Below are 23,931 nucleotides of genomic sequence, written 5' to 3' on the forward strand. Positions count from 1 at the left end.
TTTCTTTGCGCGAAGCGTGGAATAACCTACAGGGACCAACGTCTACTTCAACACACGTGAGTAGACTCATCCCCATGCATGAACTCGACGAACAGTTACACGAACTCATCCCCAGGTTGCGGCGTTTTGCCGTGTCGCTGACGCGCAACAGCAGCAGTGCCGATGACCTGGTGCAGGCGACCCTGGAGCGGGCGATCATCGCCTGGGCTGATAAGCGTGTCGAAGGCGACCTGCGCGCCTGGCTGTTCGCGATCCTCTATCGGCAGTTCCTCGACGCCCATCGCCGCAGCCGACGCTATGCACGTATGCTCGAATTCTTCACCGGGCGCGATGATGCGCAACCGTCGGTGGAGCGCACAGTGATGGCCCAATCCACCCTGCAAGCCTTCGACCAACTCAGCACCGAACAACGCGCGCTTTTGCTGTGGGTGTCCGTGGAGGGTTTGAGCTACAAGGAAGTCGCCGAGATCCTTCAGGTACCCATCGGCACCGTGATGTCGCGCCTGTCCCGTGCGCGCCAAGCGTTGCGTCAGCTCAGCGATGGCGAAATTACCGGCCCTGCCCTGCGGAGACTCAAATGATCAGCCTGCCCCCCAGCGAACGCGATTTGCATGCCTACGTCGATCACCAACTGCCGGACAGTGACCGCCGCGTGCTTGAAACCTGGCTGGCCAACCACCCCGAAGCGGCCGCCCAGGTCCACGCCTGGCAACAGGACGCGCAATTATTGCGGGCATCCTTGAGCGGTACCCTGCAGCAGCCGAGTAATCCGGCACTGGACCCGGCGTTGATCCGTCAGCGTATCAAGCGTCAGTCCCGCCGCCACTTCGCCAGCGCGGCGGTGTTGCTGATTGCCGTGAGCCTTGGCGGGCTTGGCGGCTGGCACGCCCGCGAAGCCACCCAACCCCAGCCGCTGCCGATGACCGATGCCATGCAGGCTTACCGTCTGTTTGCCCAGGACGGCGTCATGCCCGCCGACTACAACGACGACGGCAGCGGCACTATGCAAGCCTGGCTCGACCGCTATTTCGATCAAGCCCATCGCCTGCCCGACCTGAGCCAGGCAGGCTTCAAGCCGGTCAGCGGGCGCCTGCTCACTACCGATCAGGGGGCAGCCGCCATGGTGCTGTACCAAGACCCCCAAGGCCGACGCATCAGCTTTTATATCCGCCCGCCGGGACCGAACAACGGCTTCCTGCCCCGTGGCAGCCGCAGCGCCGATGGTTTGCAGGCCGAGTACTGGTCGGGCGGCGGCTATAACTACGCAATGGTCAGCCCGGCAGACCAGCCCACCCCGGCGCTGATGAAGTTCTAGAAACCCACGTCCAGCACCACGTTGTCCAGGTAGGTGCCGCCGGGGGGTGTGGGCTGGTCGGTGTAGATGCGAGCGTTGTAGTTAAATACCTGGCTGCCTGTGCCCAACCCATTGCCGGGGTTGACCTCCGCTGTGGAACTGGCCCGCCGCGCCGCGCCGACGCTGCCCCAACGCGTGGTGCCGGCGCTTTTGAAGAGGTCATAGGCCAGGTAGTTGCTGCCGGAAACCATGCGTCGGCGCCCGCCGACACTGATCGGGTTCTGGCCGTCGCTCAAGCCCACGGTGTAGGCACTGCCCTTGGTGCAGGCGATATTGATGGTCTGGCCGGTCACTGCGGTAAACCCACTGACCACCGGCGCGCTGCCAAAGCTGATATCCGGCGCGGTGATCTGGCAGTCATTGGTTACGGTCATGCTGACGGTCAGGCTTGCCGTGCCGCTGCCCGTGTCACGCCCCAGGCAAATGCCGCCAACGCCGATTCCCGAGCAATAATTCCACACCCAGGCGATGTTCAATGTCTCGGTGTACAGCCCCGCTGCGATATTGCTGCCGGTAATGCTGCTCAGGTACAACGGCACGGTTTTCGCCCCGGGCCCGGCGATCAGACCAATGCTCTGGGCAATGCCGCCCGCGCCCCCAAAATCGAATTGAGTGCCGCGGGTGATGGGATAACTGGTGCTGTTGTTGCCATAAATCGTGTAGCCAATCACATCACCGGTCGGCCCGACCATGCCGGCGGTGGACGAGGTGATCGTGGCGTAGAAGTGGTCGGTGGACACCAGCAGCGAAATCAACGCCTGGGTGCAACTCAATCCGGAGTTGGTGGTAGAGCTGGTTTGCGCGGCAGTGCGCACCGTCATCGAGCTGATCGAACCGAAACTGGCCGGCACCGTGGAAACCACCGAACACACCGCCATAACCTGCCCGGAAAATAACAGCCCTGCCCCATACATCCATGCCTTGCCCCTCACCCGCAGTCTCCTTGCTCAAGCACTCACTGGCACACCAACGGCCCGATCAGGGGCACGTCCTGTTGCTGCTCATCGATAGCGAATGTCGCCTGGCAGGTGCGCCCCTCACTGAGGGTGACCTGCAAAGTATTGTGGGCGCTGAGGTTTTCCAGATAGACCAGCCCATCCCACCCCACCACCGCCTGGGTGTTGCTTTGCTCGTGCACCACCAGGCTGCCCAGCGGTAGCTCCTGATGCTGGCGATCCACCAGGGTGATACTGGCGGCGAGCACCCGGCGCAGCGGGAACTCCAACAGATAGCCGCTGCCCCGGCGTACCGACACGCGCTGCTCCACATTGGGGCTCTGCACGTTCGCCGGCAGGTTCAACGGGTCAATTTCATATTTGCCGCGGTAATACGCGCTGCTCCATGGCACCAGCAAATGACCGTTGCGGTCGGTCTGGCCCACCAGCTGGTTTTCGTAGCGAACTGGAATCCCGGCGAACCCCTGGGTACTCACCACCACAAACGCGTCATTGATACGGTTGGCAGCAAAGGTTTCGCCGCCCATCCACACCAGCGAGCCGCTGGCATCCGCCCAGCGCGTTTGGGCGTCACTGCTGCCGTACACGCCGGCCTGCAACTGCACTGACTGCAAGCGCCAGGTCAGGTCGGCCTGCCGATAGCTTGGCGCATCGCCCTGGGCATAGCCGAGGTTGTAGCCCACGCCGCCTTCGCTGGGCACCGCGCGGCTGTAGTTGATGCGCTGGCGACTGGCGCCGTCCTTGCTGCGCTCGGTGCTCAAGGCCAGGCTGCCGTTGAGGTCGAACGGGATCACCAGTTGCGCCTGCATGGCCCAGTTGCTGTCGCCGATTTCGCGGTTGGCCGACAGGTAGAAGCTGGTGTTGCGCCACAGCGGTTTGCTCCAGCTGAGGTTGAGCAGGCGCGTGCGCGAATCGTCTGCCGCCTGCACGTCGAAATACCCCAGGCCCAGGCTGCCGAAACGTTGAAGGTTGAGGCTCAGCGTCACCTGCTCGCTGCGCTTGCTGAGGCTGGCGTAAGGGGTGTCGACCAGGGTCAGGTCGGCGTAGTCATCGCGCCGTTCAACGCGCTGGTACATCAGGCTGTAGCGCGTGCTGTTGTACTGGTAGCCAAGGCTGAGTTGCTGGCCGCTGCGGCTGTCGAACTGGCTCTGGCTGAGGGCGGTATTGAGCACGCCGAAGTTGCCCAGGCGCAGGTTGGCGCCAAGCCCGCCGAGGGTCAGGTCGCTGGATGCTTCGGCATGGCTTTCCAGGGTCAGGCTGTCGCAATAGCCATAGCGAAAGGTGCCACTGGTTATGCCCGGCCCGTAACCGAAATCGCGCAGGGTGTAGTCACGGCGCAAGGTACCGGCAGCCACGGAAAAATCCGTCAAGCCTTGTTGCAGCAAGGTGCTGGTAACGTAGAACGGCACCGTGGTCGACACCTGGCGCCCGAGAGCGTCGGTGGTCACCACGACAGCCTCCCCGGCGCCGTTGATAAATGGCACGTTGGTCAGGGTATAAGGCCCGGGTTGCAGCTGCGCGGTGTCGGATTTATAGCCGTTGATAAACAGGTCCACCGACGAGGGCACCGCCGCCTCACCGGCGAACTGCGGCAAAGGGTAAGTGACCAGGTCCGGGCGCACGGCAAAGTCCCGGGACACTTGCACCCCGCCCAGACGCACCGAGCTGCTCCAGGGCAGCGAACCGCTGATCACGTCGCCCGCCTCGTAGGTGAGCAGGCGCTCATCATCGGAAAATCGCCAGGTGGTGTCGTAGCGCCGGTAACCGTTGCCGAGGGTACTGTCGGTGATGCCATCAGCCAGGGTCTGGCGCACCTGCCCGGTGTTGGACAAGGTGCCCCAGGTGTCGAACAGCCGCACTTCGTTCCAGGCGGCGAGGTAGCTGCCGCCGTCATCGGTGTCGTTGAAATACACGTCATAGTTGAGCAAGGCGCCGAAGCTGCTCATGGCCTGGGTGCGCGGATAGGTATTGCGATTGCCGATAAACTGCGCCTGCAACCAGGATGGCGGTACATCCAGCAATAGGCGCTGGCCATTGCTGTCGTAGTCGCTGTGCAGCCCAGGCACCTGGTCCAGGGCCACGCTGCCGACAGGCTCGCCGGGCAATTTCATACCCACGTCCTGCAACGCGCTGGCGGGCACAAACAGCTGGCCGGCGCGCTGGTCGACCGCAATGACGCGGCCGGTGTCCATCTGGTTGACCACCAGTTCCAGAAACAGCTGTGCATCGGCGACTGCCTCCATGCTGCCCGGCGGCGGCGGCAAGTCGCCTGCCATCGCAGCGCCCCACAACCCGCTTGCCACTGCCACCGATGGCCATAAACCCCGAGCCCAACCACGACTCACCATGGCGTTGTGTCCTTCAATGGACATCTCCATCCTGTTAAAACCCGGGCGTATGCCCGTAGCGCTACCTGACGGTTATCGCTTGGGCGCCAGGCTTTCCAATTGCGGCGCACCGTTGACCCTGACCTGCAACGGCTGGTCGGCCGATACGGCATCCGGCACCGGCCAGCGCATACTCGCGCCCGGCAGCACATAGCCGAGCAAACCTTCTACCAGCGGCCGGGCCTGCCCGCCTTGTTTGAACGACGCATCGGTGAGCCGCGCATGCACGGCGCCCTGGTTGCGCACCTCGATGTAACTGCGCCCGCCTACGTTGACCTTTTGCCAGCTCAAGTCCGGCTTGCCGGCACCCTTGGGGTCGCGTTGACGTGTGGCGTCGTCCTTGCTCCACAACCCGGCGCCGTAGGCAAACAAGGGCACCGAATAGCGCATCTGGAAGCGAATCGCTGCCGCTGTGTTCTTGCCTTCCGGCGGCGCCGGCACCTGCAGCGCCGAGGGGATTTCATCGATGATGATGCGATAGGCCAGCTCCTGTCCCGGCGGTACTTCGCGGGTTCGGGTCAGGCGCACCAGTTGCTTCTGGCCGGGCTCGATTTTGGCCACCGGCGGGCTGCCGATCACGTCGCGCTGGTTTTGGTACTGCTCGTCGAAACCGTTCTGGCTCCAGGCAAATACGCGGATCTGCAGGTTGGCCGTTTCCGTGCCACGGTTCTCCAACCACAGCGCGCTGGCCTGTTGATCGGCCTCCAGCACCGGGTCGATGGGCCAGATCAGCACCGAACTGGCCGCCTGCACCAGCCCTGCGCCACACAAAAGCCCCAAGGCAATACCCGCGGCCCACCACCGCCGGGAAGTTGAATGCATAAATCCACTCCTCAATACCGTTAGCCCTACCACGACAGCTGCACCTGCAGCGTGTCGCTGTACGTCCCCCCAGGCTGATTGCCGGGTAATACCACCCGCCCGTAAATCGGCAGGCTGATGTTGTTGGCATCGCTGTAAGTCACGCTGACGCTCTGGCTGACGCCCAGGCTCTGGCTGAACGCCGCGTCGCGAAACAGTTGATAGGCCACCCGCGCGCTGCCGCTGTTGAGCTGCAAATTGCGCCCGGCGCTGTTGTAAAGGCCGCCATCCACACTCATGGTCAGCGCCACCCCCGGAGTGCATTGCAAGGTCACACCGCCAGTAAGGGCTGCCGTGACCGTACCGGTGGCCAATGCCGAATAGCTGCCATAGGCCAACGCGCCGTAGTTGGAGCCGCCGCCCACGATCAGGCAACCGGGAGTAATGGTCGCGCTGACCTGGAAGCTCTGGCTGGTCGCTGCCGACAACGGCAACGGCAGCGCCAGTCCACAGGCCACCCCCAGCCTGAGCCACAGGGTCAGAACGTCAGCTCCACGGCCACGGTATCGGTGTAAGTACCTGCCGGCAGGCCCGCCTTGCCCACCGCGCGACCGTAGAGGTTGACGGTTTGTGCCACGCCGGTACTGGTGGCGAGCGTCACCACGCCATCGATCGCCAACAGCGCGGAACGCCCGCTGTCAGTGTAGAAATCGTAAGGCACGAAGTTACCCGCCCCATCGGCCAGCGCACGGGTGCCCCCCGGCGAGGCGCCATCATGGGCGCCGGCACGCACCGTCACCGTTGGCGTGGTACCGGCTGAACACAGAATCGACAGCGCCCCGCCGGTGCCGGTGCCGCCCAGCAACTGGGCGTCGGCATTGGTAAACAGGCTGTTGGTGGTGCCGAAGTTCAAGCTACCGAAATTCAGCCCGGTAGCCGCCCCGGAGCCGTTGACCTGGCAACTGGCGATCAAGGTCAGGCTCGAACTGATCTGCCCGGTAACCGTGGTCGCCGCATTCAGGCTGGAGGCCAGCGCCAGGCCCAGGGCACACACGCCCATTCGCGATACGAGTACATGCATGATATCCATCCTCATGGTTTACCAATCCAGAGTCACCGTCAGGGTGTCTGTGTAGATGCCGGCCGGTAGGGCCCTGGTATTCGCCACCACGGAGCCGAATACCGGAATGGGTACCTGCGCGCCCTGGGTCACGACGAAATTGCGTTGCTGGCCGATGCGGTAGGCACTCTGGCCCAACGCATCGGCCGATAGCCGATAGGGAATGGTCTGGCGCCCGTTGCTCAAGCGGCGCGTGGTGCCGTCGCCATGGGCGCCACCGTCGATGGTCACGGTAAAACTGCTGACCAACGACGGGTTGCAGGACACCGACAGCGGCGCTTTATCGCCATCGGAAATGGTCGCGCCCAAGGTGTCGTTCCAGGTCGGTCCCTGGCTGCCGAAATCCAACAGCGCAGTGCCACCGTCCGGCGTCACTGGCGCGCGTTCCACGCCTTTGCTGACTTCGCAACTGGCGGTAATCACCAACCGCGCGTGAATCTGCCCGTTGACCACAGCCGCCTGCGCGTCCTCGGCCAGCAACAGCAGGCTGCCCAAGGCCGCGATGGCCAGATAGCGGCTTACCATGTGACCGTGACCTTGAGCAGGTCGGAATAACGCCCCACCGCAGGGATGTCTTTGAGCGGTTCAATGCGGCCATACAACGGCAAATCAACCGAGCCGGTGTCCGGTACGCGGCCGCTGACCGGCACGTCCACCGGCAAGGGGATCAACCGGGCTGCGTCGGCATAAATGCGATAAGGAATGGGCTTGCTTGAGGGCATCGCATTACTGAGGTAACGCACTTCGCCCACGCCACCGTGCAGGCCGCCGTCAACGCGCATTTGGTAAGGCGTGTCGGGGTTGCACTCCAGGCGCGGCTGGCGCTGGCTGATCAGGGCCGCACTCAGGGGGCCGGCCGGGTCATCCAGACGCGGGCCGCTGCCGAAATCCAATACGCCAAGTTGCTCGATGCCCGCATTGCGAGTGGTGCCCACCAACTGGCAACCCCGCTGCACGTCGAGGCGCACCTCCACCTGGAGTTGCGCAGCAGAAGCCGTGTTGCAGAGCATCGCGCCCATGACAGCCAATACCGCCGATCCCTTCACTGCCCCAATTCCTTATACAGGGGTAACAACCTTGTATGAGGTTAGCCAGTTAACGCGAAAGTGCCAGTTTGCAAGGGTCGGCGCCCTTCACTGTTGGTCAAATGGCATCGAGCGTCCTACAGTGAGCGACCACCGCAATACAGAGTGATTATTCTTGGCCGTGCTTGCCCTGTTCCAGCGCCTGCTGGGTAAAAAAACTGACGTCTGGGGTGCCTCGCCCATTCCTGCCTATTTTCAGAAAAAGGCCGAACAACAGGGCTACACCCTCAGTGACGGCCAAATCCGGGCGATTACCGCCCTGAATCGGGAGGCCCAGCACCTGCTTTATGGCCAGGCCACGCGCAGCCTGTACCTGCACGGCCCGGTAGGTCGCGGCAAGAGCTGGCTGCTGGACGGTTTTTTCCAGGCGCTACCCATCGCCGAGAAGCAACGCGTGCATTTCCACGACTTCTTTGCCCGGCTGCACCAGGGCATGTTTGTGCACCGCGAGCATGAGGATGCCTTGGGCGTCACTCTGGATCAGTTGCTCGCTGATTGCCGTGTGCTGTGTTTTGACGAGTTCCATGTGCACGATATCGGCGATGCAATGCTCATCAGCCGCTTGTTCAAGGCCCTGTTCCAACGCGGCGTGCTGGTATTGGTAACGTCCAACTACCCGCCCGAAGGGTTGCTGCCCAACCCGCTGTATCACGAACGATTCAAACCGGTGATCGACCTGATCGCCGCACGCATGGACGTGCTGGAAGTCAGCGCGCCCCAGGACTTTCGCAGCCTGCCCCAGGCCCACGCCCAACAACGTTTCACCCGCGGCCACTATGTGTGGCCGGGTACACCGGCGCAGCGGGAAAGCCTGGGTGTGCCTGCCACCAATGGCCCGGCGCAAACCCTGACGGTTGGCAATCGGCAGTTGCTGTGCCGAGACCATCAGGCGCGGACCATCCTGTTCACCTTCAACGACCTGTGTGAACAGCTCACCGCCGTGATGGATTACCTGCTGCTGTGCCAGGACTTCGACCACTGGATCATCGACGGCCTGCCGCAGTTGGCCGAATGCCCTATCGCCGTGCAACAGCGTTTTATCAACCTGGTGGACGTGCTCTACGATCAGGACAAACACCTGACCCTCATGGGTCACCAGCCGCTGGATAAAGCCCTGGAAGGCCAGGCCATCGACCTCGCCCGCACCGCCAGCCGCTTGCAGCAGTTGCACATGCTCTGCCCGCAAACCGCACCCGAGCCGCTATCATGAGCGCCTTTTACGCCCCCTTCCGAGTGCCGCGCTGTTCATGAATACCCTCGCCCAACTCAAGGCCGGCCAATTGGCCGGCGCCAAGCGCCTGGACCTGGCCTGCGGGCTGACCGAGTTCCCCCGGGAAATCTTCGACCTGGCCGACTCCCTGGAAATCCTCAATCTCACCGGCAATGCCTTGAGTAGCCTGCCCGAGGACCTGCACCGCCTGACGCACCTGCGTGTGCTGTTTTGTTCGGACAACGCGTTTACCGAGCTGCCGGCGTGCCTGGGGCAGTGCGCGAAGTTGAGCATGATCGGCTTCAAGGCCAACCAGATCGGCCATGTGCCCGCCGCCGCCCTGCCGCCGCAGTTGCGCTGGCTGATCCTCACCGACAACTGCATCAGCCAATTGCCCGATGAACTGGGTCAGCGCCCGTTGCTGCAAAAGTTGATGCTGGCCGGTAACCAACTGACGCAATTGCCGCAAAGCCTGGCCCACTGCCAAAACCTGGAACTGATCCGCATCGCCTCCAACCGCTTGACCCACCTGCCGCAGTGGCTGCTGACCTTGCCAAGCCTGACCTGGCTGGCCTACGCCGGCAACCCGGTGGAAATGGCCATGACAGTGACGGGCGAAGATGGAACGCCGAACATTCCCTGGTCTGAACTGGAACTGGGAGAAGTATTGGGCGAAGGCGCTTCCGGGATCATTCACAAAGCAATCTGGAAACCCCAGGCGCTGCCGGTCGCGGTCAAGCTATACAAAGGCACCATCACCAGCGACGGGTCACCGCTGCATGAAATGCAAGCCTGCATTGCCGCCGGGCTGCATCCCAACCTGATCAAGGTGCAAGGCCGTGTCATCGGGCACCCGCAACATCAGGCAGCATTGGTCATGAGCCTGATCGACCCGAGCTACCGCAACCTCGCGGCGCTGCCTAGCCTGGCGTCCTGCACCCGGGACATCTACGAAGCCGATACCCGTTTCAGCCTCGACGTGGCGCTGCGCATGGCACGAGGCATCGCTTCGGTGGCGGCGCACTTGCACCGTCAGGGGATTACCCACGGTGACCTGTATGGCCACAACATCCTGTGGAATGTGACGGGAGATTGTTTGCTCGGAGACTTCGGCGCGGCGTCATTCCATGCCACGGCCGACACCTTGGAAACCAGGGCGTTGCAGCGTATTGAAGTGCGCGCGTTCGGGGTGTTGCTGGGGGAGTTGTTGGATCGGGGTGAAGGGGCAGTAAATGAGGATCTGGTTGAACTGCAAAAAAGCTGTTGCCAGCCCGATGTGTTGGCGCGGCCAAGCTTTGAAGAAATCGACGGCGTACTGAGCGCTATCTAACACCGCTGGAACAATGTGGGAGCAAGCCCCCTCCCACATTTTGATCCCATGCATCCGGATAAGAATCAGCCAGCCAGGCCGACAAACATATCCTGCACATCATCATGGTTATCCAGGCCTTCCAGGAATGCCTCGACTTCGGCCATCTGCTCATCGGTCAAACCACTGACCGGGTTCTTCGACAGGTAACCCAGCTTGGCCGACAGCACGGTGAAACCCTGCTCTGGCAAAGCTTTCTGCACGGCATCCAGGTCGGTGGTTTCGGTGATGAACAGGGTGGTGCCCTCTTCTTCACCGTCTTCAAAATCCTGGGCGCCAGCTTCGATGGCGGCCATTTCCGGATCAGCATCAGGGGTGTCCGGCGATGCTTCAATCAGGCCGACGTGGTTGAAATCCCACGCCACCGAACCGGAAGCGCCCAATTGGCCCTTGCGGAACGCCACGCGGATTTCCGCCACGGTGCGGTTGATGTTGTCGGTTACGCATTCGACGATCAGGGGCACCTGGTGCGGGGCAAACCCTTCGTAGGTCACGCGGTGGTACTGCACGGTTTCACCGAGCAGACCGGCGCCCTTCTTGATCGCACGATCCAGGGTTTCCTTGGGCATCGAGGCTTTCTTGGCCTGCTCGACCACCAGGCGCAGGTGCGCGTTGGTCGCGGTATCGGCGCCGTTGCGGGCGGCGATGGTGATCTCTTTCACCAGCTTGCCGAAAATCTTGCCCTTGGCATTGGCTGCCGCTTCTTTATGTTTGACTTTCCACTGTGCGCCCATGACTCACTCTCTACTTTCCATGGCGCCGAAACGTCTACTGGCCGGCGCTTTGGGGGCAGAGTTTATAGCGCAAGAACACGCTAATCCACCAAAAAACCGGCCAGGTGCCTCAGGTGCGCAGGGGTTTGATGGTGGCACTGCGATCCGGTATGAAGTCCCCCACCTGCGCCAGAACAGCCGGCCTGGCGTTCCAGTAGGGCATCAATACCAGTGAAGAAAACAGCGCCGCGCCGGCAAACACGATAAACACCGTGACGGTATCGAAGTAGCCCGGCAGCAAGCCGCCGAGGATCGCGCCCACCGAACCGCAACCATTCACAAACCCTGCCGCCGTGGCGCCGGCTTTGGCAGTGCCGAAGTCAATGGCAGCGGTGCTGCTGATCATCGAGTCCGGACCGTACAGAGTCAGGCCCATGACAAACAGCAAGGCCATCACCAGCACCACACTGCCGGTGTGCAGCGCGCCCATGAACAACGCCAGGGCCACGGTCAACGCCAGCAGGCTCAGCACACAGGCCGGCATACGCCGGGCGCCGAACAGTTTGTCGGAAGCCAGGCCGATCAGTACCGGCCCGAGCAAACCGGCCAGCTCAAACGCGGTGGGCACGATGGCCGCGCCGACCTTGCCCACCGACGGCATCTGTTCGTAGACGATTACCGGGCCCCACAGCAAAATCGCGTAGCGCGCCGGCTTGAGCAGGAAATACGCCAGCCCCAGCGTCAACACCGTGCGGTTGCGCAAGATAGCGCGCAACGGTTCAAGCACACTGATGCGCTGTTCGGCGGCTCTGTTCTCGGCACTCATGACCGGCTCGGGCTCCACCGCTGGCAAACCCACATCCTGGGGGGTATTGCGCTGGAACATAAAGAACAGCACGGCCACCACCGCCACCACCGCAGCACTGGAGATAAACGCCGCGTGCCAACTACCGATCAGGGTGTAGGCCCACCAGCCGGCGAACGGTGAAGCCACCAAGCCGCCGAAGGCATAGCACGAACTCCACAGCCCCAACACCCGCCCACGCTGCTGGGCCGGGAAGAAACTACCGAGGTTCTTGCACAACCCCGACCAGCCGGTGGACTGCGCCAACCCCTGGATCAACATGCAGGTGACAAAGATCGGCAAGGTCGCAAACGTGCCCATCACCAGTGCGGCGGCGGCGGAAACCAGCAAGCCGCCAAGCACCACCACCCGTGGCCCGAAGCGGTCGGCGAGCATGCCCCAGGTGAACTGGCCCACGGCGTACGCGGCGAGATACAAGCCATCGAGGTTGGCCATCATCATTTTATCGAGGGGGAAGCTTGGGTCGTCGCCGATCCCCAGTTTTGCCACCGAGAAGGCTTTGCGGGTGAAATAGAACGCGGCGTACGCCAGCCAGGTGATGGCGAAAATCTGCACGCGCCAACGCTTGATGCTACCCATAGGGATATTCATGGTGGTTCTGACCTCAGGTGTGAGTGTGCCGGCAGAATCGAAAGAAAACGCCTGTTTTTTTTATGGTTGAGCACTGCAATGCCGGGCCTTGGAGGGCGCGGTATTGGTCAGATGAACGCGGTGTGCCTGCGCCCATGGCCGTCGAGGTTGTAGGACTCAACCTACGGCGGCTGAGGTGCATCAAAGCAATGGCTGACTAATAGGTAAAATCGATTTATCGTATTTCAAATATAAGCTCAGCTTGTAAGAGGACGTGCCATGTCGGTTTCCCATGCCCAACTCAAAGCCTTCCATGCGGTGGCCGTGCACGGCAGTTTTACCGGCGCCGCCGAGCGCCTGTTCCTGACCCAGCCCGCGATTTCCGACCAGGTGCGCAAACTCGAAGAGCGCTTCGGCGTGTTGCTGTTTCACCGCAACAAACGTTCGGTACGCCTGACCGACCTGGGCGAACGCCTGCTGGGCATTACTCAGCGCCTGTTTGTGATCGAGGCGCAAGCCGAAGAATTGCTGCAAGACTCCCGCGCCCTGCTCACTGGCACCCTCACCCTGGCGGTGGATGCGCCCGTACATGTACTGCCACAGATTGCCCGCTTCTGCCGGCTGTACCCGGGAATCAGCGTGAAGATCGAAACCGGCAACACCGATGAGTCGTTGTTGCGCCTGTACAACTACCAGGCCGACCTGGCGCTGTTGGGTCGCGATGTCGACGATGCGCGCCTGCTGTCGCTGCCATTGCCCGACGATCAACTGCTGGCGTTTGTCGCCCGCAACCATCCCTGGGCCGGGCGCGAATCCATCTGCCTGGCCGACCTGGATGACACGCCCTTGGTGCTGCGGGAAATCGGCTCAGTGACCCGTCAGACCCTGGAGCAGGAAATGCGCCAGGCCGGCCTGCGCATTCGCCCGGCGATTCAAGTTGAAGGCCGCGAAGCCGCGCGTGAAGCAGTGGTGGTGGGCATTGGCGTGGGCGTGGTATCGGCGGCAGAGTTCGGCGCCGACGCTCGGGTGTACGCCATGCCGATCCGCGACTGCACTCAGCGCATGAAGGAAACCCTCGTCTGCCTGAAAGAACAGAGCTCACGTCGCGTGGTGGCGAGCTTTTTGGAGATCGTGCGTGACAGCCTTCACGCCAACTCGAAAAAAGCCTGAATCAAGCGCAGCGAACGGCGCCGCTCCATGCAGCCGAGCGTATGCCGGTTCAGCAGGCCATCGCCCAGGATCGGCACAGCGTGTACCCGCGGGTCCGGGCTGACCTCCATCGACGACACCACCCCTACCCCCAGTTCGGCCGCGACGGCTTCGGTCACGGCTTCACGGCTGTCCAGTTCCAGCAGCACCTTGGGCTGCACATTCGCCGCCATGCACGCGTCGTCGAACGTGCGCCGGGTAATGGAACTGGGTTCACGCAGCACCATGATCACCTCATGCAGCTGCGCCAGTTCAATCCCGTCGGGCTGCTTTGCCCACGGATGCGCTTTCGGCACCAGCGCGCAAATCCGTGACTCGTCCAGAGGTTGCAGGTGCAAGCCATTGCGCGGCTCCACCTCGGTGAGCACTGCCACATCGGCATGTTCGGACAGCAGCGCCGCCAGGGTTTCCTGGGCATTGCCCAGGCGCAGGTTCACGGTAATGCCCGGGTAGCGCGAGCGCAGGCTGGCGATCATCGGCATCACCAGGTGCGGACCATCCGCCGCCACCTCCAGACGCCCAGTGAGCAACTGACGGTTGGCCTCCAGCATGGTCTGCGCCTCATCCACCAAACCGAAGATCGCCCGGGTGATGGCCGCCAGGCGTGCGCCCTCTTCGGTCAACTCCACCCGGCGGGCGGTACGGCGCAACAGCGCAATCTGGTAATGCTCTTCAAGCGCCTTGATATGCCCGGTTACCGCCGGCTGGCTGATGAACAGCCGCGCCGCAGCACGGGTAAAACTGCCCTCGCGGGCCACGGCATCGAATGCACGCAGTTGAAACAGGTTCATAGCTATCGGCCTCACTGATAGCTCGCATAACAACAAACAATTTGATTGATAACAAGCCAAACTGCAATTTAGGCGCCGTAGCTTCAACCCCGACCCTTGCGAGGATTTGAGATGACCACTGCCGCGCCGATCCTGTTGACCCCTGGCCCCCTGACCACTTCGACCCGCACCCGTCAGGCGATGATGGTGGATTGGGGGTCATGGGATGATCGCTTCAACCAGCTCACCGCCAGCGTCTGCACGCAGCTGCTGGCGATCCTCAATGCTGCCGACAGCCACCATTGCGTGCCGTTGCAGGGCAGCGGCACCTTCGCCGTCGAAGCCGCCATCGGCACGCTGGTCCCGCGCAATGGCAAGGTGTTGGTGCTGATCAACGGCGCCTACGGCAAGCGCCTGGCGAAGATTTGCGAAGTGCTCGGTCGCTCGTTCAGCACCTTTGAAACCGCTGAGGACGAGCCCACCACCGCTGCCGATGTAGATCGCCTACTGCAGGCTGACGCGGCCATCACCCACGTCGCGTTGATCCATTGCGAAACCAGTACCGGCATTCTCAACCCGCTGGCGGAGATCGCCCAGGTCGTCAAACGCCACGACAAGCGCCTGATCATCGATGCCATGAGTTCTTTCGGCGCGCTGCCGATCGATGCTCGCGAAGTGCCGTTCGAGGCGCTGATCGCCGCCTCGGGCAAATGCCTGGAAGGCGTACCGGGCATGGGCTTTGTCTTTGCCGAAAAAGCTGCGCTGGCCGCCTCCCAGGGCAACTGCCATTCCCTGGCAATGGACCTGTTCGACCAGCACACCTATATGGCCAAGACCGGACAATGGCGTTTCACCCCACCGACCCACGTCGTCGCGGCCCTGCATGAAGCGTTGCTGCAATACGCCGAAGAAGGCGGCCTGCCCGCCCGTCATCAACGCTACGCCGACAACTGTCAGGCACTGCTGGACGGCATGGCTGCGCTGGGCCTGCGCAGTTTCCTGCCGGCGGCGATCCAGGCGCCGATCATCGTCACCTTCCACGCACCAAAAGACCCGCGCTACCAGTTCAAGGACTTCTACGAACGGGTCAAGGCCAAGGGTTTCATCCTTTACCCCGGCAAGCTGACCCAGGTGGAAACCTTTCGCGTGGGCTGCATCGGCCATGTCGATGCGGCCGGTATGCAGGCGGCGGTCAAGGCTATCGCCGACGTGCTGCAAGAAATGGAAGTGCTGGACATTTGACTGCCCCCATTACCCACAGGACCTGAACCATGAACTATCAAAACCCCAACACCCTCCAGGCCGTTATCCTCGACTGGGCCGGCACCGTGGTCGACTTCGGCTCCTTTGCCCCCACGCAGATCTTTGTCGAGGCGTTTGCCGAGTTCGACGTGCAAGTCTCTATCGAAGAAGCCCGTGGCCCGATGGGCATGGGCAAGTGGGACCATATCCGCACTCTCTGCGACCAGCCGCAAGTTGCCGAGCGCTACCGCAAGGCCTTCGGCCGCACACCGACCGATGATGACGTGACCGCCATCTACCAGCGTTTCATGCCGCTGCAAATCGAGAAGATCGCCGAACACTCAGCCCTGATCCCCGGCGCCCTCAACACCCTGGCCGGCGTGCGCGCCCAAGGTATCAAGATCGGCTCCTGCTCCGGCTATCCCAAGCAGGTGATGGACAAAGTCGTGGCCCTGGCCGCCACCAACGGCTATGTCGCCGACCACGTGGTCGCGACCGATGAAGTCCCCAACGGCCGCCCTTGGCCGGCCCAGGCCCTGGCCAACGTGATCGCCCTGGGCATTGATGATGTGGCCGCGTGCGTGAAGGTCGACGACACCGTGCCGGGTATTCTCGAAGGCCGTCGTGCCGGGATGTGGACCGTAGCGCTGACCTGTTCGGGCAATGCCCTGGGCCTGACCTACGAGCAATTTCGCGCCCTGGACAGCGCCACACTGGCCAGCGAGCGTCAGCGTATCGAAGCGATGTTCCAAGCCTCGCGCCCGCACTACCTGATCGACACTATCACCGACTTGCCGAATGTCATCGCCGACATCAACGCACGCCTGGCACGCGGGGAAATGCCGCAAAGTTACTGACCAGGATCAAGGCAACGGCATTGGCAACGAGCGAAGCGCTCAAAACGGGCATACAGTTAACGTACTCCGTCGCTAAAGAACGGAGGTATGCCCTGATGAGTGAGGAAAAAAGCAATGCCGTGGAAAAACTCCGATACGCGCTACAGCACCATGTCGATTGCGTTGCACTGGTTGATGGTGGTGCTGCTGGCGGTGGTCTACGCCTGCATTGAGTTACGCGGCCAGTTCCCCAAAGGCAGCGGTGCGCGCACGCTGATTGTGGAAATGCACTTTATGTTCGGACTTACCGTGTTTGTGCTGGTGTGGCTGCGCCTGTTCGCACGCAGCCTGGGGGTGGCGCCGAAGATCGTGCCGGCACCGCCGCCATGGCAGAGCCTGCTGGCGAAGCTGATGCATGGGGCGCTGTATGCGTTGATGATCGGGTTGCCGATTGCCGGTTGGTTGATCGTCAGTGCCAAGGGGCATTCGGTGATGTTCTATGGGATGGAGTTACCGCCGCTGATTGCAGAAAACAAGGCGTTGGCCGAGGAGATTGAAGGCTGGCACGTGCTGTTCGCCCAGATCGGTTACTGGATGATCGGGCTGCATGCGCTGGCGGGGATCTTTCACCATTATGTGATGCGCGATAACACTGCCTTGCGAATGATGCCGGGCGGGCACAATCCCACCCGTTGACACCTACAGGAAACCTCGGCGGCCTTGCAGGCCGCCAGTGTGGATGAAGATCAGCCGCGCGCCGGGGGCAAAGCGTCCGGCCTCGATCTGTTGCTTCAATGCCAGCAGCGCCTTGCCGGTGTAGAGCGGCTCCAGTGGCACACCGCAGGCCCGTTCGGTGCGCTCGATAAAGTCGAGCAGCAGCGGATCGACCTTGGCAAAGCCGCCACGGCAGGCGTCCAGCAACTCATAACCGGTCTGCACAATCGCACTCACATTCTGCGCCACGCCATGATCATCCGGCACCGCCATGGCGCCGTACACCGGATGCGCGCCGACCTCCGCCAACACCAGCCCGGCCAGGGTAGTGCCGGTGCCCGCCGCCAGCCACCATGCGTCGTAATCCGTCCAACCGAGGTGGCTCAACTGCACCCGCGCCTGCTCCACCAACACCCCACAGCCCAGCGCGCCGTCCAGACCACCACCGCCTTCGGGTATCGGATAAAGGTCGGGATACTGCTCGCGCCAGGGCAGCCAGAAACCCGGCTCATGCCGCGCCCGATAACCGCCGTAGCCCAGCCAATGCAGTTGCATGCCGAAGGTCTTGAGGTCGAGCACCGTGGGAGTGTCTTGGGGATGGCCGCGCAACAGGCCGACCGTGGGAAAATCAAAGCGCTTGCCCGCCGCTGCCAGTGCGTGCAGATGGTTGGAGTGAGCCCCGCCAAGGCTGATAACCCCTTTGGCGCCGGTAGCGCGGGCCTGAGCCAAGTGTTCGGTAAGTTTGAACCACTTGTTGCCGCTGATCAGCGGGTCGATGCGGTCCAGGCGCAGCACGGCCAACTCGATGCCGTTCAGCCAATCAAGCTGCACAGGTTCAAGGGGCGCATAAGGCAGCCAATCGAAAGGGCCCATCGGCAGGTATCTGAATGAGAAAGGGGCGGCAAGTCTAACACCGCCCCTATTGTCGCCTTACAACTCGGCCGCCAGGCGCGAGCCCTGATTGATGGCGCGCTTGGCGTCCAGCTCGGCGGCCACATCGGCACCGCCGATCAGGTGCACGTTCTGGCCGGCAGCGACCAGGCCGTCATGCAGTTCGCGCAGCGGGTCCTGGCCGGCGCAGATGACAATGTTGTCCACCGCCAGCACCTGCGGTTCACCCTCGGCGCCGATGCGGATATGTAAGCCTGCGTCATCGATCTTCAAGTACTCGACACTGTTGAGCATCTGCACCTGTTTGTTCTTCAAACCGGTACGGTGAATCCAGCCGGTGGTCTTGCCCAGGCCGTCGCCAACCTTGGAAGCCTTGCGTTGCAGCAGGAACACCTCGCGGGCCGGCGCATGGCGCTCGGGCTTGATCCCGGCCACCCCGCCACGTGCTTCCAGTTGGGTATCGATGCCCCACTCTTTCCAGAACGCCTCGCGATCCAGGCTGGTAGACACGCCTTGGTGTACGAGGAATTCCGATACATCGAAACCGATGCCGCCGGCACCGATAACCGCCACACGCTTGCCCACCGGCTTGCGCTCCAGGATCACATCCAGGTAACTCAACACCTTGGCGTTCTCGACGCCCGGGATCGCCGGGGTGCGCGGCGCGATACCGGTGGCCAGGATCACCTCGTCATAACCACCTGCCACCAGCTGCTCGACGCCCACACGAGTGTTGAGGCACAGCTCTACGTGAGTGGTCTGCAATTTGCGTTTGAAGTAACGCAGGGTTTCGAAAAACTCTTCCTTACCCGGCACACGCTTGGCGATATTGAACTGGCCGCCAATCTCGCTGGCGGAATCGAACAAGGTCACCTGATGCCCACGCTCAGCGGCAACAGTGGCAGCGGCCAGACCGGCAGGGCCGGCGCCGACCACCGCGATTTTCTTGATCTGCTTGACGGGCAGGTAATTGAGTTCGGTTTCATAGCAGGCGCGCGGGTTGACCAAACAGGTGGTCAGCTTGCCGCCGAAGGTGTGGTCCAGGCACGCCTGGTTGCAGCCGATGCAGGTGTTGATTTCATCGGCGCGCCCAGCGGCGGCCTTGTTGACGAACTCCGGGTCGGCCAGAAACGGGCGCGCCATCGAGACCATGTCGGCATCGCCCTCGGCCAGGATCTGCTCGGCGATTTCCGGGGTGTTGATGCGGTTGGTGGTGATCAGCGGAATCTGCACCGCACCGCGCAATTTGGCGGTGACTTTGCTGAAGGCGCCACGCGGGACCTTGGTGGCAATGGTAGGGATACGCGCTTCGTGCCAGCCGATACCGGTGTTGATGATCGTCGCGCCAGCCTGCTCGATAGCCTTGGCCAACTGCACGATTTCCTTCCAGACGCTGCCGCCTTCCACCAGATCAAGCATCGACAGGCGGAAGATAATGATGAAGTTCGGGCCGACGGCCTCGCGCACGCGACGCACGATCTCCACCGCCAGGCGCATACGGTTTTCAAAGCTGCCGCCCCAACGGTCGGTGCGATGGTTGGTCTGGGCGGCGAGGAACTGGTTAATGAAGTAGCCCTCCGAACCCATGATTTCCACACCGTCGTATTCGGCGGCCTGGGCCAGCAAAGAGCAGGTGACGAAATCCTGAATCTGCTTCTCGATGCCCTCCTCATCCAATTCCTTGGGCTTGAACGGGTTGATCGGCGCCTGGATCGCACTCGGCGCCACCTGCTTGGGGCTGTAGGCATAACGCCCGGCGTGAAGGATCTGCATGCAGATCTTGCCGCCCGCCTCGTGCACCGCCTGGGTGACGATCTTGTGCTTGCGCGCCTCTTCTTCAGTGGTCAGCTTGGCTGCCCCGGCGTATACCCCGCCTTCATCATTCGGACCAATGCCGCCGGTGACCATCAGGCCCACGCCACCACGGGCGCGCTCGGCAAAGTAGGCTGCCATGCGCTCGAAACCGCCGGGCTTTTCTTCCAGGCCGGTGTGCATCGAGCCCATCAGGGTACGGTTGCGCAAGGTGGTAAAACCCAGGTCCAACGGGGCCAGCAGGTGCGGGTAGGCAGCAGCGGTCATGGTACAGCTCCACAACGGATCATCACGGGACGTGGCGCACTCGAACGGTGTGCCATCGGTTTATGTCCCACAGACTAAGAGGCGGTGGACCACGGCTCAATGACTGAAACTGACAAGTTATTGATCCAAATGCACAGCGCCCCTTGGCAAGCCGCGCCATGGGCCCTACCCTAGTCGCGAACCCTGCACCTGGTCTGTTGTCTGTTGCCCCATGCGTAAACTTCTAGCGTTCACCGTCACCATGGCCCTGGTTGCCGCCCTTGCCGCGTATCTGGTCTGGACCCAGGAGCGCCCCGTGGCGCATTACCTGTCGGACCTGCGTATCACCCTCGCCGTCAATGAGGGCGAACCAGCCGACCGTGGCAACCTGCTCGGCATTCAGCCAGAGCTGTTCCCTGCCGACTATCAAAGCCTGGAACGCCTGCATCTGAAGCTGTCGAGCTACCTGCAAAAAGCGCGCGACCAAGGCCTGATCAACGCCAAGACCATCGTGGTGCTGCCCGAACATATCGGCACCTGGCTGATGCTCAAGGGCGAAAAAAACGAGCTGTACCAGGCCACGCATTTGAAGGATGCGATGAACTGGCTGTCGATCAGCAACCCACTGCAGTTTGCGAAAGCCTGGATCAGCGCCACCGGCGACAACCGCATGGATGACGCCTACCTGCGCATGAAGGCCCCTGCCATGGCGCGCGACTATCAAGTGGTGTTCGGCGGCCTGGCAAAAGAATTTGGCGTAACCCTGGTGGCAGGCTCCATCGCCCTGCCCAACCCGAGCGTGATCCAGGGGCAGTTGGAAGTCGGCCATGGCGCGCTGTACAACGCCAGCGTGGTGTTTGCCGCCGACGGTTTGCCACTGGGCCAACCGCAGCGTCAGCTCTACCCGATCTACGATGAGCGTGGCTTTATCGAGCCAGGCGATGAGAATGTCGTCAGCGTGGTGGATACGCCTGCCGGGCGCCTGGGCATCCTGGTCGGCAGCGACAGCTGGTACCCGGACAACTATCGCAAGCTTAACGAGCAAGGTGCGCAACTGATCGCAGTACCGGCCTTCGTCACTGGCCGCGACACCTGGGACCGTCCATGGCGCGGCTTCAAGAGCGTGTCGACGCCTTCCGAGGTCAGCCTCAAACCCGAAGAAACCAGCGAAGGCGCCGCCTGGCGCCGCCTCACGCTGATCAGCCAGCAGCCTGTCAGCCAGGCCATGGCGGGCATGAGCGTGTTTTTACGTGGGCAGTTCTGGGACCTGGGCAGCGCCGGCCAGAGTTTTCTGAGCAGCAACGGGCAAGTGTTCGCCGACGGCGATGCCCGTGGCGCGCGCCTGCTGAATATCTGGCTGTAGCCCTTGAAGCCGGTGCGCCTGGGGGATCTGTCGGTGGGCTTCGTGCACACCCTGGCCGATGCCATCCAGAGCCACGGCCTGGACCCGCAACCGCTGTTGCTGCAATACGGCCTGGACCCTGCACGCCTGGCTGAAGCCGGCGCACGCCTGTCGATCCCGCGCTATATGCGCCTGGGCCACGCGGCCATCCAACTGACCGGCGATCCGGGCCTGGGCCTGCGCATGGGCCAACTCAGCCGCTTGAGCCAGGCTGGCCTTGCCGGTGTCACCGCCGCCCAGGCCCCCAATGTGCGCGAAGCGGCGCGCACGCTCACACGCTTTGAAGCGCTGTACGGCTCCAACTATCGTGGGCAATCGAGCTTTCATGAAGATGCCGAAGGCGCCTGGCTGCGGTTCTACTCCATCAGCCCCTACAACGCCTATAACCGCTTTGTGGTGGACTCGATCATCGCCGGTTGGCTGCAACAATTATCCAGCCTGGCGCAACAGCCGGTGCAGGCACAACGGATAGAAATCGAATTCGACGCGCCGGACTATCACGAACACTACAACAGGCTGGGAAGCGGCGTGATGCATTTCGGCGCCGATGCCAATCAACTGCGTCTGAGCCAACCCACCTTGGCGCTGCGCAACCCACAGCACTGCCCAAGCACCTGGCACCTGCTGCTGCAGCTGTGTGAAAGGGAGTTGGAGCAGCTGACTCGCACCCGCAGCCTGCGCGAGCGCATCACGCGGTTGCTCGGGCCGATGCTCAATGGCGGCCGGGAACCCGACCTGGAAGAGGTGGCGGCACGCTTGAAACTGCCGACCTGGACTTTACGGCGCAAACTGGCCGAGGAAGGCACACAGTTTCGCGCAATTCTCAACGACACCCGCCGCGACCTGGCCATGACCTATATTCGCGATACCGAGCTGGCATTTGGCGAGATCGCCTACTTGCTTGGCTTTGCTTCAGCCCAAGCCTTCCAGCGGGCCTTCAGGCGCTGGAATAACCAGACCCCAGGGGAATTTCGCCGCAGTCAGCGGCATTCCGCCTGAAGTCAGCGTTACAGCTCGGTGGCATCGTCGACCGGATCCAGCGGGTCCAACTCGAATGCCTGATACTCCAGCAGTTCTTCCTGGTAATCATCCATGGTGGACTCCTTCTTCAAATGAAAGCGGTGGCAGGTAAATGACCTGCGAACCCAGCCTAAAGTGCCGTCATGACGAAAAAATGTCGACGTTGTGACATTCCTGCGCTTGAAAAGTTAAACGCGACAGGCGCCGGATAATTTAATCCCATGACTTGAAGTGCGATTGCAATCATTGCAAATGCAATCACATTTCCAGTAGGGTACAAATATCCGTTGGAAGGAGCTTGGACCCATGCCTGCCTCTATCGCGCATTCTGCGCAGGGCTGCATCGACGCACTCAGCACCGCCGTTTGCCCGGCCAACTCGCCGCTGTATACGGTGATGAGCATGGCCAATACCCTGGAATCCAGCCGGCACGCCTGGGTGATCCGTGGCCAGTCATGCAGCCGCCGCGTGGGCAACTGGCCTATCTGGTTTGCGCGCAATCGCGGCGAAAAACCCCTGCTCTATCTGCACAGCGCAGTATCGTCTGCACAGTTGTGCGCACTGTCGGAGCAGACCGCCCAACGTGGCATCTTTTGCAATGACATCGAGAACCAGCCTTCCCCGTGGCCCAAGGGCACGCACCCGTCATTGCCAGTATGGCTGGCGGCTCATCCACGCTGCACACCCTACGATCCCGCCTCGGGAGACGAAGCTCGAGCGATTGTGCTGGCAGGACTACGCACGCTGTACATCGACGGCCAGCCAGGTTTTTATTATTTGACGCTGCATGACCAGGATGCCCACACGACACTGACTGCCCAGGACCGAGAGGATGCCCACAAAGGCATGTATCCGATCCGGCGTGGCCAAGCAGCAGATGTGCGCCTGCTCGGGGCTGGCCGGGCGCTGGAAGAGGTGATGTACGCCGCAGAGTTGCTGGAACAGGACTGGAATATTACGGCGCAGGTGTGGAGCAGCCCCAGCTACACACGATTGGCCCGTGAGGCGGCGACCGCGGAGCGCTGGAACCGCTTGCACCCCTTGGCCCCCAGGCGCAGCTGCCATTTACGTGATTGCCTGGCAGGCAGTAGCGCACCCGTCATTGCCGTCACCGGTTATCCGCAGGTGATTGTCGATCAATTAGCCGCGCATGTAGATGCACGATTTATCGCCTTGGGCGCAGGCTCGATGCAGGCCTCTGCGCCGAGCCGCTATTGGATTGTGGCGTCAGCGTTAAGAGCGCTGGCCGATGAAGGGCGTACCGAGGTGCAGCAGGTGGAAAACGCACTGCAGCGCTATCACCTGAAGTGAGGGGGAATGCAATTGCGCAAGCAAGGTCCCCCGCACTGAGTCTGTTTT

At 62.2% G+C, this 23,931-nt stretch carries 23 protein-coding genes; 11 read left to right on the forward strand and 12 right to left on the reverse strand.

Features of this window, described 5'->3' with window-relative positions; all coding sequences use genetic code 11:
* Positions 1-74: 74 nt before the first annotated feature.
* Positions 75-581 carry a sigma-70 family RNA polymerase sigma factor gene (locus LJX92_RS16020; RefSeq protein WP_032880556.1) on the forward strand — a complete coding sequence of 169 codons (507 nt, stop codon included), beginning with the start codon at positions 75-77 and terminating at the stop codon, positions 579-581.
* Positions 578-1,315 (forward strand): anti-sigma factor family protein, encoded by a 738-nt coding sequence (locus LJX92_RS16025; protein ID WP_032880555.1) that lies wholly within the window; start codon positions 578-580, stop codon positions 1,313-1,315. Before LJX92_RS16020 ends, LJX92_RS16025 begins: the two co-directional genes overlap by 4 nt.
* Here LJX92_RS16025 and LJX92_RS16030 read toward each other — a convergent pair.
* The 7 genes from LJX92_RS16030 to LJX92_RS16060 form a co-directional block, all read right to left on the reverse strand.
* Positions 1,312-2,268 carry a spore coat U domain-containing protein gene (locus tag LJX92_RS16030; protein ID WP_177327438.1) on the reverse strand — a complete coding sequence of 319 codons (957 nt, stop codon included), beginning with the start codon at positions 2,266-2,268 and terminating at the stop codon, positions 1,312-1,314. The genes LJX92_RS16025 and LJX92_RS16030 overlap by 4 nt on opposite strands.
* A gap of 41 nt (positions 2,269-2,309) precedes the next feature.
* Positions 2,310-4,658, reverse strand: a complete 2,349-nt coding sequence (locus LJX92_RS16035) for a fimbria/pilus outer membrane usher protein (RefSeq protein WP_228309915.1) — start codon at positions 4,656-4,658, stop codon at positions 2,310-2,312.
* 72 nt (positions 4,659-4,730) lie between these two features.
* Positions 4,731-5,519, reverse strand: a complete 789-nt coding sequence (locus tag LJX92_RS16040) for a molecular chaperone (RefSeq protein ID WP_032880553.1) — start codon at positions 5,517-5,519, stop codon at positions 4,731-4,733.
* Positions 5,520-5,545: 26 nt separating this feature from the next.
* Entirely contained in the window at positions 5,546-6,034 is a 489-nt protein-coding gene (locus LJX92_RS16045) for a spore coat U domain-containing protein (protein WP_032880552.1), read from the reverse strand.
* Between the two features lie 2 nt (positions 6,035-6,036).
* A complete protein-coding gene (locus tag LJX92_RS16050; protein WP_032881297.1) occupies positions 6,037-6,579 on the reverse strand; it encodes a spore coat U domain-containing protein in 543 nt (180 codons plus the stop codon).
* Positions 6,580-6,597: 18 nt separating this feature from the next.
* Positions 6,598-7,143 carry a spore coat U domain-containing protein gene (locus tag LJX92_RS16055; protein ID WP_228308600.1) on the reverse strand — a complete coding sequence of 182 codons (546 nt, stop codon included), beginning with the start codon at positions 7,141-7,143 and terminating at the stop codon, positions 6,598-6,600.
* Positions 7,137-7,628: a spore coat U domain-containing protein gene (locus LJX92_RS16060; RefSeq protein ID WP_223018515.1), complete on the reverse strand. Its 492-nt coding sequence runs from the start codon at positions 7,626-7,628 to the stop codon at positions 7,137-7,139. The genes LJX92_RS16055 and LJX92_RS16060 overlap by 7 nt, the downstream gene beginning before the upstream one ends.
* Positions 7,629-7,818: 190 nt before the next feature.
* Between LJX92_RS16060 and zapE the strand changes: the two genes are divergently transcribed.
* Both zapE and LJX92_RS16070 read left to right on the forward strand, forming a co-directional pair.
* Positions 7,819-8,913 (forward strand): cell division protein ZapE, encoded by a 1,095-nt coding sequence (zapE, locus tag LJX92_RS16065; protein WP_223018478.1) that lies wholly within the window; start codon positions 7,819-7,821, stop codon positions 8,911-8,913.
* 37 nt (positions 8,914-8,950) lie between these two features.
* Entirely contained in the window at positions 8,951-10,243 is a 1,293-nt protein-coding gene (locus LJX92_RS16070; RefSeq protein ID WP_228308601.1) for a protein kinase, read from the forward strand.
* Between the two features lie 65 nt (positions 10,244-10,308).
* On the opposite strand, the gene LJX92_RS16075 is transcribed toward LJX92_RS16070, so the two are convergent.
* Together LJX92_RS16075 and LJX92_RS16080 are read right to left on the reverse strand one after the other, a co-directional pair.
* Positions 10,309-11,016, reverse strand: coding sequence for a YebC/PmpR family DNA-binding transcriptional regulator (locus LJX92_RS16075; protein WP_005789254.1), 708 nt, complete (start codon positions 11,014-11,016; stop codon positions 10,309-10,311).
* Between the two features lie 109 nt (positions 11,017-11,125).
* Entirely contained in the window at positions 11,126-12,451 is a 1,326-nt protein-coding gene (locus tag LJX92_RS16080; RefSeq protein WP_078821707.1) for an MFS transporter, read from the reverse strand.
* Between the two features lie 258 nt (positions 12,452-12,709).
* Between LJX92_RS16080 and LJX92_RS16085 the strand changes: the two genes are divergently transcribed.
* Positions 12,710-13,600 carry a LysR substrate-binding domain-containing protein gene (locus LJX92_RS16085; protein WP_122733418.1) on the forward strand — a complete coding sequence of 297 codons (891 nt, stop codon included), beginning with the start codon at positions 12,710-12,712 and terminating at the stop codon, positions 13,598-13,600.
* Here the strand turns inward: LJX92_RS16085 and LJX92_RS16090 are convergent.
* Positions 13,576-14,430 (reverse strand): LysR substrate-binding domain-containing protein, encoded by an 855-nt coding sequence (locus tag LJX92_RS16090; RefSeq protein ID WP_078821709.1) that lies wholly within the window; start codon positions 14,428-14,430, stop codon positions 13,576-13,578. The genes LJX92_RS16085 and LJX92_RS16090 overlap by 25 nt on opposite strands.
* Positions 14,431-14,541: 111 nt before the next feature.
* Between LJX92_RS16090 and LJX92_RS16095 the strand changes: the two genes are divergently transcribed.
* The 3 genes from LJX92_RS16095 (at position 14,542) to LJX92_RS16105 (ending at position 17,183) form a co-directional block, all read left to right on the forward strand.
* The gene (locus LJX92_RS16095) at positions 14,542-15,651 is read left to right on the forward strand and encodes a 2-aminoethylphosphonate--pyruvate transaminase (RefSeq protein ID WP_078821710.1); all 1,110 of its coding nucleotides are present in this window, start codon (positions 14,542-14,544) and stop codon (positions 15,649-15,651) included.
* 29 nt (positions 15,652-15,680) lie between these two features.
* Complete coding sequence (gene phnX / locus LJX92_RS16100; protein WP_032880542.1) at positions 15,681-16,508, forward strand: phosphonoacetaldehyde hydrolase; 828 nt, start codon at positions 15,681-15,683, stop codon at positions 16,506-16,508.
* 114 nt (positions 16,509-16,622) lie between these two features.
* A complete protein-coding gene (locus LJX92_RS16105) occupies positions 16,623-17,183 on the forward strand; it encodes a cytochrome b (protein ID WP_228308602.1) in 561 nt (186 codons plus the stop codon).
* Positions 17,184-17,186: 3 nt separating this feature from the next.
* On the opposite strand, the gene LJX92_RS16110 is transcribed toward LJX92_RS16105, so the two are convergent.
* Positions 17,187-18,074, reverse strand: a complete 888-nt coding sequence (locus LJX92_RS16110) for a 1-aminocyclopropane-1-carboxylate deaminase/D-cysteine desulfhydrase (RefSeq protein ID WP_032880540.1) — start codon at positions 18,072-18,074, stop codon at positions 17,187-17,189.
* 57 nt (positions 18,075-18,131) lie between these two features.
* A complete protein-coding gene (locus LJX92_RS16115) occupies positions 18,132-20,171 on the reverse strand; it encodes an NADPH-dependent 2,4-dienoyl-CoA reductase (protein ID WP_032880539.1) in 2,040 nt (679 codons plus the stop codon).
* A 211-nt stretch (positions 20,172-20,382) separates the two neighbouring features.
* Here LJX92_RS16115 and LJX92_RS16120 point away from each other — a divergent pair, with 211 nt between their 5' ends.
* The 3 genes from LJX92_RS16120 (at position 20,383) to LJX92_RS16130 (ending at position 23,883) form a co-directional block, all read left to right on the forward strand.
* Positions 20,383-21,513, forward strand: coding sequence for a carbon-nitrogen hydrolase family protein (locus LJX92_RS16120; protein WP_078821715.1), 1,131 nt, complete (start codon positions 20,383-20,385; stop codon positions 21,511-21,513).
* Between the two features lie 3 nt (positions 21,514-21,516).
* Entirely contained in the window at positions 21,517-22,551 is a 1,035-nt protein-coding gene (locus LJX92_RS16125) for an AraC family transcriptional regulator (RefSeq protein WP_148853542.1), read from the forward strand.
* A gap of 327 nt (positions 22,552-22,878) precedes the next feature.
* The gene (locus LJX92_RS16130; RefSeq protein WP_228308603.1) at positions 22,879-23,883 is read left to right on the forward strand and encodes a transketolase-like TK C-terminal-containing protein; all 1,005 of its coding nucleotides are present in this window, start codon (positions 22,879-22,881) and stop codon (positions 23,881-23,883) included.
* The last annotated feature ends 48 nt before the right edge of the window (positions 23,884-23,931 follow it).

This window comes from Pseudomonas sp. HN8-3 (assembly GCF_020790195.1).
GTDB lineage: Bacteria > Pseudomonadota > Gammaproteobacteria > Pseudomonadales > Pseudomonadaceae > Aquipseudomonas > Aquipseudomonas synxantha_A.